Genomic DNA, 14550 nt, shown 5'->3' with positions numbered 1-14550 from the left:
TCCGGCCCATACAAAAACTCCTTCCTAGGAAGACAAGCTTTAATTATTTGCTTGTCTACCCAAGAAGGAGTATAGCCGACGCATACTAGCTTTTTTGTGTTACGAAAGTTGCCATAGCCGATTGCTTTACAATCAGCCAGAATCCAGTTAGGTTTTAAACAGTATAAAGTCAAAATTTGGTTGGCTATTAGTTCTTCTTTAGGTCTTAGCAATTTTTACTTGGAACTAGTTGGATTGTCTGAAACGTGTTCGGGGCAACAAATGGCTAGGCCTAATTTAATTATTTGCTCGGTCACTTGCAGTGCCCAATCAAATAATTGAAATTACGCTACGCCAAAAAACCGTCGCACCTCACACTCTGGTTGAAACGTGTTCGGGGCAACAAATGGCTAGGCCTAACTTGATTATTTGCCCGATCTGGTTGCACCAGCTCAATCAAATAATCGAAGTTAGGCTACGCCAAAAGTACGTTGCCCCTCACACTTTGTCAATAGTTGACATGTCAGTTCAAACTGATATTCTAAATCTAGTTAATTTATTTTTTTGAGGAGGAATTGTTCATGTTTTGGCGACAAAAATCTTGGGGGTTTGATTGGCCCTTATTCTTATCTGGTATTATTTTCTTGATTGCAGGTCTTTTTTTGGTGGCACAGCCATCGGCTTCTTTAGTTAGTATTGTTTTAATTTTCGGGATTATGGCGATTGTCCAAGGGATTTCTTGGTTAGGTAATTTCTTCCATTACCGAGATTATGTTAATGGCATTAGTTTTTTCGTCATTATTGCCGGTGTTTTGGATATTTTAATTGGGATTATTTTCATTACTAAAATTTATGTGGGTGCCATTGTGATTGCCTATGTATTTGCGACTTGGTTCTTAATTGATTCGATCATTGGTATTGTGGTTGCTAGCCATTTACGTAATTTTGGTAAGGGTTATTTCTGGGTTTCACTGATTTTAGATATTTTAGGGGTAGTGGTTGCGATTATGATGCTCTTTAATCCCTTGTCTTCGTTGCTGACAATGACGATGCTACTGTCAATTTATTTTATTATTTTTGGTGTTAATAATGTCATTATGGCGATTGCTCACCGCGGTTAAGCGAAAATAGCAAACAAGAAACGCCCGGTGTGTTATAATTCTTCAGAGGACGTGTTGAAATGGTGAAACCTGATACTTTAAATCTAGTCATTATTACCGGAATGAGTGGCGCCGGTAAAACTGTGGCAATTCAGTCGTTTGAAGACTTAGGCTACTTTTGTATTGATAATATGCCACCAAGTTTACTACCGAAATTCTGGGAGTTGGTTAAAGAGTCTGGCAAAATAACTAAAATTGCCTTAGTGATCGACTTAAGATCGCGGGCGTTTTATGATGAAATCATCTCAATGTTGTCAGGGTTAGACAATACCAACTTTGTCACTACCAAAATTTTGTTCTTGGATGCTTCTGACGAGGAGTTAGTTAGCCGCTATAAGGAAACTCGGCGCTCGCATCCTTTGGCCATGGAAGGCCGTTTGTTAGATGGTATTAAAAAAGAGCGAGAATTACTGGGCGAGATGCGAAATCGAGCGCAGTTGATCATTGATACGACTAATTTGTCGCCGCGTCAGCTGCGTGAAGAGATTTTTGATAACTTTAAGAGTTCTGATAATCCCGTCTTTCATATTGAAGTGATGTCCTTTGGCTTTAAGTATGGGTTACCAATTGATGCTGATATTGTCATGGACGTACGTTTTTTGCCTAATCCATACTATGTGCCAGCTTTCAAGAATAAAACTGGTTTGGATCAACCAGTGGCTGATTACGTTAATCAACAGCCAGCAACAGAACAGTTTTATCAACAATTCATGGCTTTGCTGAAGACAGCCTTGCCCGGCTACAAAAATGAAGGCAAGACAAGTTTGACTATTGCGATTGGTTGTACTGGTGGCCAGCATCGTTCGGTGGCTTTAGCTGAACGTGTAGGTCATGCTTTACAAGCGGAAAACTATCCGGTGGACATTACTCATCGAGATTTGACAAAACGCAAAGAAACGGTGAATCGCTCATGAGTCGCACAAATCGTATTGTTAGAGTAATCAAAGGCCGTCGTCCTAAAATTGTCGTAATTGGCGGTGGGACAGGCTTACCAGTTATTTTGAAAAGTTTGCATCAGCAAAATGCCGATATTACTGCAATTGTCACAGTTGCCGATGATGGTGGGTCGTCAGGTATCATCCGCGACTATATTAACGTGGTCCCGCCTGGTGATATTCGTAATGTCTTGGTGTCGTTGTCAGATATGTCACCTTCTTATTTGGATATTTTCCAATACCGCTTCGAAAGTAAAGACTCTTTCTTTGCCGGGCATGCTATTGGTAATTTAATCATTGCTGCATTGACGGAAATGGATAATAATATTTTTGATGCTGTCCAGACTTTGTCACAAATGATGGCCGTTGATGGTCATGTTTATCCAGTTGCTAATGAACCTTTAACGTTGAACGCAGAATTTGAAGATGGGACCACTGCTGCTGGTGAAACTGAAATTTCCGGCGCGCGCAAGCAAATTAAACGAGTTTGGGTTACTAATACCAATAATCCTAATGAACAACCAGTTGCAGTTGCACCGGTTATTCAGGCAATTATGGACGCTGATGTGATTGTGTTAGGACCTGGTAGTTTGTTTACCAGCATTTTGCCAAACTTAATGGTCAAGAATTTACAGGCGGCGTTACTTAAGAGTTCTGCTGAAGTAATTTATATTTGCAATATCATGACGCAGAAAGGTGAAACTGAACACTTCAGTGATGCCGATCACGTTAAAATCATTAATGATCATCTAGGCGCAAAACGAGTGGATACAATTCTTGTCAATGCTGAACACGTCCCAGACAATTATTTAGATTATCAAAAATATAACGAATATCTGACACCAGTTAGTCATGATTTTACCGCGTTGCAACAACAATGTACGCGGATTATTTCTAATGATTTCTTATCACTGCATGATCACGGCGTTTTCCATGACGGTACTAAAGTGGCTCGAGAGATTCTTAACCGCGCTTTTCAACCCAACCATTAATTAGAGTAGGAGGTGGGCCAATGGCATCTTATGCAAGTGAAGTCAAAAAAGAGTTGACCCAACTCGAAGTTCATCCTAAACACGCACGCGCAGAGTTAGCAGCTTTGTTGCGGATGAATGGTACTTTAGCAATTGCCCATCATCAATTTGTTTTAAATGTCCAAACAGAAAATCCAGCGACTGCTCGCCGAATTTATTCACTATTGAAACAAACTTATGCAATTGAAGCGGAATTATTAGTTCGCCGTAAAATGAAATTAAAAAAAAACAATCAGTATATTGTTCGCGTGGGCAATAATGCTCAGAAGATTCTTGCCGATTTAGATATTGTTGGTGCTGACCAATTAACGATTTTGACTCGGGTACCAGAATGGGTCTTGCATGATGAACAGTTAAGTCGATCATATTTACGTGGGGCTTTTCTAGCTGGTGGTAGTGTGAATAATCCAGAGACAAGTCGTTATCACTTGGAAATCTATTCCTTGTATGATGATCATAATCAGGATATTCTTGCGCTAATGAATCAATTTCAGCTTCATGCCAAAACTACAGAACGGCGGAGTGGCTACATCAGTTACCTGAAAGAGGCGGAACGGATTGCTGATTTCTTGCGGGTCATCGGTGCAACTAACGCGATGCTGAAATTTGAAGATATTCGGATTGTTCGCGATATGCGCAATTCTGTAAATCGCTTAGTCAATTGCGAAACAGCTAATTTGAATAAAACAATTGATGCGGCCACACGTCAAATCGAAAATATCAAATATTTACAACGAACTGTTGGTTTAGATTCGTTGCCAGATAAGCTTCAAGAAATTGCCGAATTACGTCTAACTTATCCTGAAACAACCTTAGGTGAGTTAGGTCAATTAGTGCCAAGTGGTGCTATTTCTAAGTCAGGCATCAATCATCGCCTTCGCAAATTAAATGAGTTGGCCGAGAAGATGCAGAACCGAATGGTCGGGTAAGGAGAAAGTACGATGACAGAACCAATTCTATTAGATGAACAGCTTTGCTTTGAAGTCTATCAGGCTCATAAGGCTTTTAATCATTTTTACGCGCAAGCCTTAGCGCCATTTCATCTAACCTATGCACAGTATATTGTTTTATTAGTGCTCTTTCAGGAAGAAAAGATTTCTGTGAAAGAGTTAGGCCAACACGTTGGTTTAGATTCTGGCACGTTAACGCCACTTTTAAAGCGTTTAGAGAAGGATGGCTGGATTAAGCGCGAGCGTAGCCAAGCTGATGAACGTCGCCTGGAAATAGGTTTAACAACGATGGCGCAACGCAAGAAGGAAAGTATCTTCGAGCACGTTCGCGGTTGTGTAAGTGTTTTGGAATTACCAGAAGAGAGCTATCGTCGCATGATGACTGATGTGGCTTTTCTAACCAATCAAATCGACCACGCAACTGAAAAACTATCTTAATATTAGAATATCTGTGGAAAGCTATTGCTATTTGTTTGAATTTTAGGTAAAATAGCTTTTGTTGCATTGGGTCCTTAGTGTAATGGATCGCACGTAAGATTCCGGTTCTTGAAATCTGGGTTCGACTCCCAGGGGACCCATAAAAGGGTATTTGCCAGTAATCATTGAGCGTTATAAACGCAGTGGTTACTGGCTTTTTTGTATCTTGGCTAAGTTTCATCAGTTGGTTGCCCTTATGTTAGTGCTTAATAAACGGAAGGAATTAAAAGAACTATTGAGAAAGTGTTACGGGATGAATCAATATTAGAAAAGAGTTTGATGAATAATAATTTATTTATTCAAATTGTATTTGCGATTAGTTTTATAAATAAGCCTTAACAAACAGGCTTCCCGCTAAAATAAAAGCACCAATTCCAATCACAATTTTAATCGTACGTTCAGAAATCAGGCGCACAATTTTTAGGCCAATGAAGCCGCCAATTAGAAAACCAATTGCTAAGGGAATAATAGCGGTCCATTGGATTGTGGTTTTAGTGGCGTAGACAATAGCTGAAACTAAATTTGCTAGACCTAACGTAATATTCTTCTCAGCGTTATATTGGGCAAACGGCAGAGGACTGATGACTGCCAATAGAGATAGCATCAAGACGCCACTTGCTGCGCCAAAGTAGCCACTATAAACACCAACTAGAAAAATTCCCAGCCAAGTGAGCAATTTAACCAATTTAGCAGGACTTGTTTCGCTTTGACCACTAATTGTCGCTATTGGGTCAGTTCGGCGGGGGAGTAGCACCACAATTGCGGCTAGGAAAATAAAAAAGGGGACGACCTTCTGGAATGTGCTAGCAGGGATGGCAAAAAGAATTAAAGCACCAGTCACACAGCCAATCAATGTTAGCGGTAGAATCACTAATAAGTCTTTACCATGACCTCGGAGTTCTTTTTGCGACGAGACTGTTGCGCCAACACCAGTGAAGAATAATGCGTAAGTGTTCGTGACATTGGCAGCTACTGGTGGTAAGCCAACTGCTAATAAAATAGGATATGATACTAGCGATGCTAAACCTGTAGCTGTACTAACAATGCCGGCAACAATTCCCGTGGGTAGTAAAATCAACCATAATTGCCAAATTCCTGTCATCTTCATCATCCCTCTGATTTTTGTTGACTTTAACTTGATCATAACTCTTTTAGGTACAATCGGATAAAATTTTTTGTAAAAGCACACTTTTCTAATTGGTAGCTTGTTATAATTAAATTAGCCAAATAAAAATTCGCTTGCAGGCGTAGATTGCGAGGTTCTTATGACACAAATGGTGGTACCAATTGATATTCTCGTGACTTTAAATCAACATTATCTTAAACCAGTCTCAGTTATGTTGGTTTCATTGTTCGAGCATAATCCACAACAACGCTTTCGAATTTGGTTGATTCATGAAGCTATCCCGAAGCCAGATCTGCAGCAGTTACAAGCGTTAATTGCTCATTACCAGCAAGAATTTACGGCCATCAAGGTTGATGGTGAACAGTGGCGCCAGGCGCCAACTGAGGGACGTTATCCAATAGAGATGTACTTCCGTTTACTCTGTGGAGAATTGTTACCGCAAAGTCTGTCACGAGTACTATATTTAGATCCAGATATTTTAGTGTTGAACTCAGTGTTACCCTTGTGGCAGTTAGATTTGGAAACGAGCACTTTTGCTGCAGCCACTCATACAGGCATGACGAATCTAGTGACCGATTTGAACAAACTTCGTCTGGGAACCGATCATGCCTATTTTAATTCTGGGGTAATGTTGATTGATTTAGCACGAGCGCGACAACTGGTTCATTTTGCAGATATTCAGCAGGTACTTGAAACCAAAAGTGACTATTTATTATTACCAGATCAAGATTTGTTGAATTATTTATACGGTCGTGAAATTAAAGAAATTCCTGAGGAAATCTGGAATTATGATGCTCGTAAATATGCGGTTTATTTTACTCGCAGTTTAGGTAAGAATGATTTACACTGGATTATAGGTCAAACAGTTTTCTTGCATTTTTGTGGTCAGCCCAAACCTTGGGACGAACGACATGATAATCGTTTCACGGCTTTATATGGCAACTATCAGCGTTTAACAGAGCGGTTATTAGCCCGACTTGCCTAATGTTGATTGAACAAAATTATTTTTAAATATTAAGCAAAAATGTTTGACCTATTTTGACTATTATGCTAAATTAGCAGAGTGATCATTTAAGTGCTAATTTCTTAGCACGATTTAAGGAGGCTACAATATGTTAGTGCCAACAGTTATTGAGCAGACTTCTCGTGGCGAACGGGCCTACGATATTTACTCACGTCTATTGAAAGACCGCATTATCATGTTGTCTGGTGAAATTAACGATCAAACGGCCAATTCAATTATTGCCCAGTTACTTTTCCTAGACGCACAAGATTCAACTAAAGATATTTCGATTTATATCAACTCACCTGGTGGTGTCATTACTTCTGGTTTGGCAATTATGGATACGATGAACTTTATTAAATCTGATGTCCAAACAATTGCCATTGGGATGGCGGCTTCCATGGCTAGTGTCCTGTTGGCAACTGGGACCAAGGGCAAGCGCTTTGCTTTGCCGAACTCAACTGTCTTGATTCATCAACCATTAGGTGGTGCTCAGGGTCAGGCTACTGAGATTGAAATTGCTGCTGAAGAAATCGTTAAGACTCGTAAAAAGATGAATAAGATTTTGTCTGATGCTACTGGTCAAGATATGGCAACAATTCAAAAGGATACTGAACGTGATAACTATATGACTGCCGAAGAAGCTAAGAACTATGGCTTGATCGACAAGATCATGGTTAACATGAACGAGAAGCCTAGCAAGTAATTACTCACGAATCTTTGATTGACGACAAATATTAATACTGTGTTGACAACTTTTTAATTAAAGTGTCAGCGCAGTATTTTTTTGTGGTATCAGATAGGCCGATGAATTTTACGCTTTAAAGTAATCAGACAATAAAATAGTGAGGGTTTGAAACAGAATTGGTTCTGACTCCATTGCGGGCTTGCTGGTTGTGGAACGCGGCCGGCATTGGTTGAAGCCAATTGAAAACCAAATTGTCTCCAACACGAGCCTTTGTCTAACTGCTAAAGCAGCAAGGCAAATTTGGCTGCTACTCGCAGGCTCGGGCGCAAATACAAACCATTGACTGACAACCACGCCCTCTTAATCGCCCGGCCACCACTAACCCCTAATTGGGGAAGTCTTGGCACAATTTTAGTTTATGACTGTCAAATCGCTGGGCCTCTGTCATCACCCCAGACTAGGGAGCAACTTAAAACAATTCTGCCAACTATTATAGAATCGGTAGTGTCTGCAACTTAATCGCCCAGAAGTCTGTTAGAATAGAAAGCGTTGGGCAACTTAGCAATCAGAGTCCAGTGCTTGCACAAACTATTTTTAGAATTGTCCAGTTATAAAGACTGGTTTAATGGGATTCCATAAGAAATATTTGTGATTTTGTGATTGAAGCGCTTGCAATTCTTGCATTCTGATTTAAGCGTTGTTATAATAAACTCGTGCTTGAGATAGGTGTTAGGTATTGATGAGCGCCTTATTTTTTGGCATAGATGGGTCGCTAAATGACACCGATGGACGATTACCGTCCCACTGAAAGGTCTGGCTATGATGCAAAATGACTTATCGTGGATAGAAACAATCGCCCCAGGCTTCTCAAATGCCATTCGGCAACGTTATTTGATCCTCCAACGGATTCAATGGATGGAGCCGGTTGGTCGGCGCACGTTGGCCCAGGAACTTGGTTTAAGTGAGCGTGTTTTACGAACGGAAACCGACATTTTGAAAGCCTCTGGATTGATATTATCCTCCAAATTAGGTATGGTATTAACAGAGAGTGGACATGATGTTCTCATCAAGCTTGACGATTTAATGTCAGATTTGTTAGGCTTTCCTCGTAAGGAACGGCGTTTGGCAGCATTGCTGGGAATCGATCACGTGTTGATTGTTTCGGGCGACAGCGACCAACAACCAAGAGTACTAGAAAATGTCGGTCAGCTTTTGAACAAGACTTTATCAGTCTTGTTGCTCAACGGACAAAACGTTATTGCGGCAATGGGTGGTTCAACGATGGCGGTTGTTGCCAAGGAGTTAACACCAGAATTAGCCCAACAACGGGAATTATTGTTTGTGCCGGCTCGTGGTGGGGTTGGTGAGCGAGTTGATATTCAAGCCAATGCGATTTGTTCGCAAATGGCACAGCGAACAGGTGGACGTCATCGTAGTCTATACGTTCCTGAAGATATTAGCGAGCAAACTTACGAACCACTTCTCAAGGAACCATCGATCAAATCAGTTTTGGATTTGATCTCTCATGCCAATGTGGTGTTACACAGTATTGGCGAGGCCATGACCATGGCTGAACGCCGTAATATGTCAACCAGTGTGATTAACCAGTTAAAAGCACGTCACGCTGTTGCTGAAGCGTTTGGTTATTTCTTCGACGATCAAGGTCAGGTCGTTTACAAGATACCACGAATTGGATTACAGATTCGGGATCTTACTGATATACCGTATGTATTTGCTGTTGCCGGTGGTGCTAAGAAAGCCGCCGCGATTCGCGCTTACATGCACAATGCACCTCAACAGACGTGGTTTCTCACGGATGAAGGTGCCGCTAACTCGCTTTTAAAAGGGGCAACCTTTTAAAGAAATTTTTATTTCCTGAAGGAGGAAATTTTGTATGACTGTAAAGATTGGTATTAACGGTTTCGGCCGTATTGGTCGTTTAGCATTCCGTCGTATTATGGAACTTGGTGCAAAATCAAGTGATATCGAAGTTGTTGCTATCAACGATTTGACTTCACCTGCTATGTTAGCTCACTTATTAAAGTATGATTCAACTCATGGTACTTTAGATGCTGAAGTTAGCGCAACTGAAGACTCAATCATTGTTAATGGTAAGTCATACCATGTATACGCTGAACCACAAGCACAAAATATTCCTTGGGTTAAAAATGATGGTGTTGACTTCGTACTTGAATGTACTGGTTTCTACACTTCTAAAGCTAAAGCACAAGCTCATTTGGATGCCGGTGCTAAGCGTGTCTTGATCTCTGCTCCTGCCGGCAGCGACCTTAAGACAATCGTTTACAGTGTAAACGAAGATACATTGACTGCTGACGACAAGATCGTTTCTGCAGGTTCATGTACTACAAACTCATTAGCTCCATTTGCACAAGCTTTGAACAATGAATTTGGTATCGAAGTTGGTACTATGACAACTATCCATGCTTATACTTCAACTCAAATGCTTCTTGACGGCCCAGAACGTAAAGGTAATGTTCGTGCTGCACGTGCTGCTGCTATTAACACTATCCCTCATTCAACTGGTGCTGCTAAGGCTATTGGTTTAGTATTACCTGAATTAAAGGGCAAGTTACAAGGCCATGCACAACGTGTTGGTGTGCCTGATGGTTCTGTTACTGAATTAGTATCAATCTTAAGCAAGCCAGTTAAAGATGCTGACGAAGTAAATGCTGCTGTTAAGAAATACACGATTGACAACCCTTCATTCGGTTACAACGAAGACAGCGTTGTTTCTAGCGATATCATTGGCACAACATTTGGTTCAATCTTTGACCCAACTCAAACTGAAGTTACAACTGCTGGCGACAAGCAATTAGTTAAGGCTGTTGCTTGGTACGACAACGAATACGGCTTCACTTGCCAAATGGTTCGTACTTTATTGAAGTTTGCAACTCTTTAATTAGAAATTTCAAACTAAATATTTAAACTTTGAACTGTTGATTTTTGAGGCGGAGGGAGGTCGACTCCTTTCGCCTTTTATTATGAAAAAAATTCTTGGAGGTTGTCCACAATGGCAAAATTAATTGTTTCTGACGTTGATGTTCAAGATAAGAAAGTCTTAATTCGTGTTGACTTCAATGTGCCTATTAAAAACGGCGTGATCGGCAATGATAACCGAATCGTTGCTGCTTTACCAACAATCAAATATGTAGTTGAACATAACGGCAAAGCTATCTTATTGTCACATCTTGGCCGGATCAAGAGTGACGCAGACAAGAAGGAATTGAGCTTACGCCCAGTTGCTGCTCGTTTATCTGAATTACTTGGCAAAGAAGTTAAATTTGTACCAACTAACGAAGGTGCTGACTTAGAATCAGCTATTAACGCTATGCAAGACGGCGACGTTATCTTAATGGAAAACACTCGTTTCCAAGATATTGACAACGACTTTGGCAAGCGCGAAAGCAAGAACGATCCTAAATTAGGCGAATATTGGGCATCATTAGGTGACGTTTATGTCAACGATGCTTTCGGTACTGCTCATCGTTCACACGCTTCTAACGTTGGTATTGCTACAGCTATGAAGGCTGCTGGCAAACCCGCTGCTGCTGGTTTCTTAATGGAAAAGGAAATCAAGTTCTTAGGAACTGCCGTTGACAAGCCAGTTCATCCATTCGTTACCATCCTTGGTGGTGCTAAGGTTTCTGACAAAATCGGTGTTATCGAAAACTTGATTCCTAAGTCTGACCATATCTTAATCGGTGGTGGGATGGCTTACACATTCTTGGCTGCTCAAGGCCACAAGATTGGTAAATCATTATTCGAAGCTGACAAACTTGATTTGGCTAAAGAATTATTAGCTAAAGCTGGTGACAAATTAGTCTTACCAGTTGACAACGTCGCTGCTGCTGAATTCTCAAATGATGCTAAGCATGAAGTCGTTGGCCAGGATATTCCTGATGGTGAAATGGGCTTAGATATCGGTCCTAAGACAATTGCTTTATTCAAAGACATCTTAAAAGATGCTAAAACAGTTGTTTGGAATGGCCCAATGGGTGCCTTTGAAATGAGCAATTATGCTGAAGGTACATTAGAAGTTGGTCGTGCATTAGGTGACTTAACTGATGCTACAACAATTATCGGTGGTGGTGACTCAGCTGCTGCTGCTATTCAATTAGGTATTGCTGACAAGATTACCCACATCTCTACTGGTGGTGGCGCTTCTCTTGAATATCTTGAAGGTAAGACTTTACCTGGTATCGCTGCAATTTCTGAAAAATAATTCTGAGGTGAAAAATATTGCGTAAACCAATTATCGCTGGTAACTGGAAAATGAATAAGAATCCTGAAGAAACTCAAGAATTTCTTGAAGCTATCAAAGGCAAGTTGCCTGCTGCTGATCAAGTTGAATCAGTTATTGCAGCTCCAGCCATTGACTTAAATGCTTTAGTTTGGTTCTCTAAGGATTCTGACTTAAAAGTTGCTGCTGAAAACTGCTACTTTGAAGACGAAGGTGCTTTTACTGGTGAAACTTCACCTAAGGCTTTGTCTGAAATGGGCGTTGACTATGTTGTTATTGGTCATTCAGAACGTCGTGGCTATTTCCACGAAACTGATGAAGATATCAACAAAAAAGCTAAGGCTATTTTCCGTAATAACATGTTACCAATCATTTGCTGTGGCGAAAGTTTGGAAACACGTGAAGCTGGCAAGCAAACTGACTGGGTTGTTGCTCAGATCAAGGCTGCTCTTGCTGGTTTGACTGCTGAAGAAGTTTCTAAATCAGTCATTGCCTACGAACCAATCTGGGCAATTGGTACTGGTAAAACTGCTTCTGCTGACCAAGCTCAAGAAATGTGCCATGCTATTCGTGAAGCCGTTAAAGGCTTGTACAACGAACAGACTGCAGAGAATGTTCGTATTCAATACGGTGGTTCTGTTAAACCTGCTAATGTTAAAGAATTAATGGCTAAGCCTGATATTGATGGTGGTTTGGTCGGTGGTGCCAGCATGGTACCTGATTCATTCTTAGCTTTGGTTAACTATCAAAATTAATCACGATTATTAGTTATTTTTCAATAAAAATTTGTTAAAATGGTGATATTAACCGAATTCATTCGGGAAAATCAAAAGGAGCGAACTCAATGTCTGTAATTACTGATGTTTTAAGCCGCGAAGTCTTAGACTCACGTGGTAATCCTACTGTTGAAGTTGAAGTTTATACTGAATTAGGTGGCTTTGGCCGCGCTATTGTTCCTTCAGGTGCCTCAACTGGTGAACACGAAGCTGTTGAATTACGTGATGGCGACAAGTCACGTTTTGGTGGCAAGGGTGTTTTAAAGGCTGTTGCTAACGTTAATGACACGATTTCTAAAACAGTTATCGGCATGGACGCTACTGACCAACGTGCATTAGACCAAGCTATGATTGATCTTGATGGCACACCAAACAAGGGTAAATTAGGTGCTAACGCTATCTTAGGTGTTTCTTTAGCTGCTGCACGTGCTGCTGCTGACGAATTAGGCATGCCTTTATACGAATACCTTGGCGGCCCTAACAGCTACGTATTACCAACACCAATGATGAATGTTATTAATGGTGGGGCTCACTCTGACAACAAAGTGGACTTCCAAGAATTCATGATCATGCCTATTGGTGCTAAGTCTGTCCGTGAAGCAGTTCGGATGGGTTCAGAAACTTTCCATACTTTGAAAGGTTTATTAGCTGCTGACGGCAAAGCTACTTCAGTTGGTGACGAAGGTGGTTTCGCACCTGATTTTGCTAACAACGAAGAACCTTTGCAATACTTAGTTGACGCTATTACTAAAGCTGGTTACAAGCCTGGTAAAGACGTTGCTATTGCAATCGACGTTGCTGCTTCCGAACTTTGGAATGACGAAGACAAGAAGTACAAGTTACGTTGGTCAACTGGTGAAGAATTCGACACACCATCATTCAGCAAGTATCTTGAAGGTTTAGCTGACAAGTACCCAATCGTTTCTATCGAAGATCCAATCGACGAAAACAACTGGGATGACTGGGCAGTAATCACTAAAGAACTTGGTAAGAAAGTACAAATTGTTGGTGATGACTTCTTTGTTACTAACACTGCTTACCTTGAAAAAGGTATCAAGATGGGTGCTGCTAACTCAATCTTAATCAAAGTTAACCAAATCGGTACTTTAACTGAAACTTTTGAAGCTATTGAAATGGCTAAAGAAGCTGGCTACTCAGCAATCGTTTCTCATCGTTCAGGTGAAACTGAAGATACGACAATTGCTGACTTGGTTGTGGCTACTAACGCCGGCCAAATCAAGACTGGTTCAATGAGCCGGACTGATCGGATTGCTAAATACAATCAATTAATGCGGATCGAAGACCAACTTGGCGATGCTGCTAAATACAACGGTATTAAGAGCTTCTACAATGTTGAGTTTGACAAGAATGGTTTCGCTGCAAAGTGGGACAAATAATTAACTAAGTTAGATAAGAATGCCACTGTGGAAATCCACAGCGGTATTTTTTTGTACTTTAAATTGTACCAAGTCTTTCTCAAATTGGGAGGGTGGTTGCTGAGCGATTTGACTCAGAATTAGTTTTAGGCAGAGTGGCGGACAACTCCGTTGCGGCCGACGGGTTGTGGAACGGTGTGGGCATCGATTGAAGCTTATCCTAAGCGATAAATCGCCAAGGATAATTTCACGCCTGACAACCCGGCGACCTCCACTGTGTTTTGAGCTGGTTTAGTCCATTTTAGATTTGGTTGATATCAAGGCAATACCAGTGAACTTAGGAGCCAATCGCCCAGCAACCACCTGTATAAACTAACAGAACTAAGCACCACTATTTAGAAAAACAAATTGAGTAAACTAACAAAGTCTGTTTGATAATCCTTCTGGAATTAACCCAGAAACTGTCAAACTGTCTTTTTAGGTGCTACCGTTCAATTGTGATAACAATTTGAATCGAGTTGATCTATCCCACTACAATTGGTTTAAGCACTAACGAAGCTGAAGTGGACTAACTCAACTTCAGATGGAATGTAGGGTGTGGTTGTCCGCCAATGGTTTGTATTTGCGCCCGAGTCTGCGAGTAGCAGCCAAATTTGTCTTATTGCTTTAGTAATTAGACAAAGGTTCGTATTTGAAATAATTTGGGCTTTAATTGGTTCAAATCGATGCCGGCCGCGTTCCACAACCAGCAATCCCGCAATGAAGTCAGACACCATTCTGTTTCAAAC

The 14550-nt window shown here is 40.9% G+C and carries 14 protein-coding genes and 1 tRNA gene; 13 read left to right on the top strand and 2 right to left on the bottom strand.

Features of this window, described 5'->3' with window-relative positions:
• Window positions 1-212 (bottom strand): hypothetical protein (locus tag EKM81_RS11305; protein ID WP_225420144.1); only part of this gene is annotated, 212 nt, incomplete at its 3' end.
• Between the two features lie 348 nt (window positions 213-560).
• Between EKM81_RS11305 and EKM81_RS01850 the strand changes: the two genes are divergently transcribed.
• From EKM81_RS01850 to EKM81_RS01825, 6 genes are all read left to right on the top strand, one after another.
• Window positions 561-1100, top strand: coding sequence for an HdeD family acid-resistance protein (locus tag EKM81_RS01850; RefSeq protein WP_125647575.1), 540 nt, complete (start codon window positions 561-563; stop codon window positions 1098-1100).
• 59 nt (window positions 1101-1159) lie between these two features.
• On the top strand, window positions 1160-2053 hold the full coding sequence (gene rapZ / locus EKM81_RS01845; protein WP_125647572.1) for an RNase adapter RapZ: 894 nt from the start codon (window positions 1160-1162) through the stop codon (window positions 2051-2053).
• Window positions 2050-3066 carry a gluconeogenesis factor YvcK family protein gene (locus EKM81_RS01840; protein ID WP_125647569.1) on the top strand — a complete coding sequence of 339 codons (1017 nt, stop codon included), beginning with the start codon at window positions 2050-2052 and terminating at the stop codon, window positions 3064-3066. The genes rapZ and EKM81_RS01840 overlap by 4 nt, the downstream gene beginning before the upstream one ends.
• A 20-nt stretch (window positions 3067-3086) precedes the next feature.
• Complete coding sequence (gene whiA / locus EKM81_RS01835; RefSeq protein WP_125647566.1) at window positions 3087-4034, top strand: DNA-binding protein WhiA; 948 nt, start codon at window positions 3087-3089, stop codon at window positions 4032-4034.
• 12 nt (window positions 4035-4046) lie between these two features.
• Window positions 4047-4493: a MarR family winged helix-turn-helix transcriptional regulator gene (locus EKM81_RS01830; RefSeq protein ID WP_125647563.1), complete on the top strand. Its 447-nt coding sequence runs from the start codon at window positions 4047-4049 to the stop codon at window positions 4491-4493.
• Window positions 4494-4561: 68 nt separating this feature from the next.
• Window positions 4562-4633 (top strand) — tRNA-Arg (locus EKM81_RS01825).
• Window positions 4634-4854: 221 nt separating this feature from the next.
• On the opposite strand, the gene EKM81_RS01820 is transcribed toward EKM81_RS01825, so the two are convergent.
• Window positions 4855-5634: a sulfite exporter TauE/SafE family protein gene (locus EKM81_RS01820; RefSeq protein ID WP_125647560.1), complete on the bottom strand. Its 780-nt coding sequence runs from the start codon at window positions 5632-5634 to the stop codon at window positions 4855-4857.
• 163 nt (window positions 5635-5797) lie between these two features.
• On the opposite strand from EKM81_RS01820, the gene EKM81_RS01815 reads away from it, so the two are divergent.
• The 7 genes from EKM81_RS01815 to eno all read left to right on the top strand — a co-directional run bounded on the left by EKM81_RS01815 (window position 5798) and on the right by eno (window position 13783).
• On the top strand, window positions 5798-6643 hold the full coding sequence (locus EKM81_RS01815) for a glycosyltransferase family 8 protein (RefSeq protein ID WP_225420143.1): 846 nt from the start codon (window positions 5798-5800) through the stop codon (window positions 6641-6643).
• 127 nt (window positions 6644-6770) lie between these two features.
• Window positions 6771-7367: an ATP-dependent Clp endopeptidase proteolytic subunit ClpP gene (gene clpP, locus EKM81_RS01810; RefSeq protein ID WP_125647557.1), complete on the top strand. Its 597-nt coding sequence runs from the start codon at window positions 6771-6773 to the stop codon at window positions 7365-7367.
• An 804-nt stretch (window positions 7368-8171) separates the two neighbouring features.
• Window positions 8172-9209, top strand: a complete 1038-nt coding sequence (locus EKM81_RS01805; protein ID WP_125647584.1) for a sugar-binding transcriptional regulator — start codon at window positions 8172-8174, stop codon at window positions 9207-9209.
• Window positions 9210-9243: 34 nt separating this feature from the next.
• Entirely contained in the window at window positions 9244-10269 is a 1026-nt protein-coding gene (gene gap, locus EKM81_RS01800) for a type I glyceraldehyde-3-phosphate dehydrogenase (RefSeq protein WP_125647554.1), read from the top strand.
• 111 nt (window positions 10270-10380) lie between these two features.
• Window positions 10381-11592 (top strand): phosphoglycerate kinase, encoded by a 1212-nt coding sequence (locus tag EKM81_RS01795; protein ID WP_125647550.1) that lies wholly within the window; start codon window positions 10381-10383, stop codon window positions 11590-11592.
• A 17-nt stretch (window positions 11593-11609) separates the two neighbouring features.
• Window positions 11610-12365: a triose-phosphate isomerase gene (gene tpiA, locus EKM81_RS01790; protein ID WP_125647547.1), complete on the top strand. Its 756-nt coding sequence runs from the start codon at window positions 11610-11612 to the stop codon at window positions 12363-12365.
• Between the two features lie 89 nt (window positions 12366-12454).
• Window positions 12455-13783 (top strand): phosphopyruvate hydratase, encoded by a 1329-nt coding sequence (gene eno, locus EKM81_RS01785; RefSeq protein WP_125647543.1) that lies wholly within the window; start codon window positions 12455-12457, stop codon window positions 13781-13783.
• Window positions 13784-14550 lie beyond the last annotated feature (767 nt).

It is taken from the genome of Lapidilactobacillus gannanensis, assembly GCF_003946675.1.
In the GTDB taxonomy this organism is placed as follows: Bacteria; Bacillota; Bacilli; order Lactobacillales; family Lactobacillaceae; genus Lapidilactobacillus; species Lapidilactobacillus gannanensis.
The sequence above is the reverse complement of the archived record's forward strand: the minus strand, read 5'-3'. Positions and strand labels throughout refer to the sequence as shown.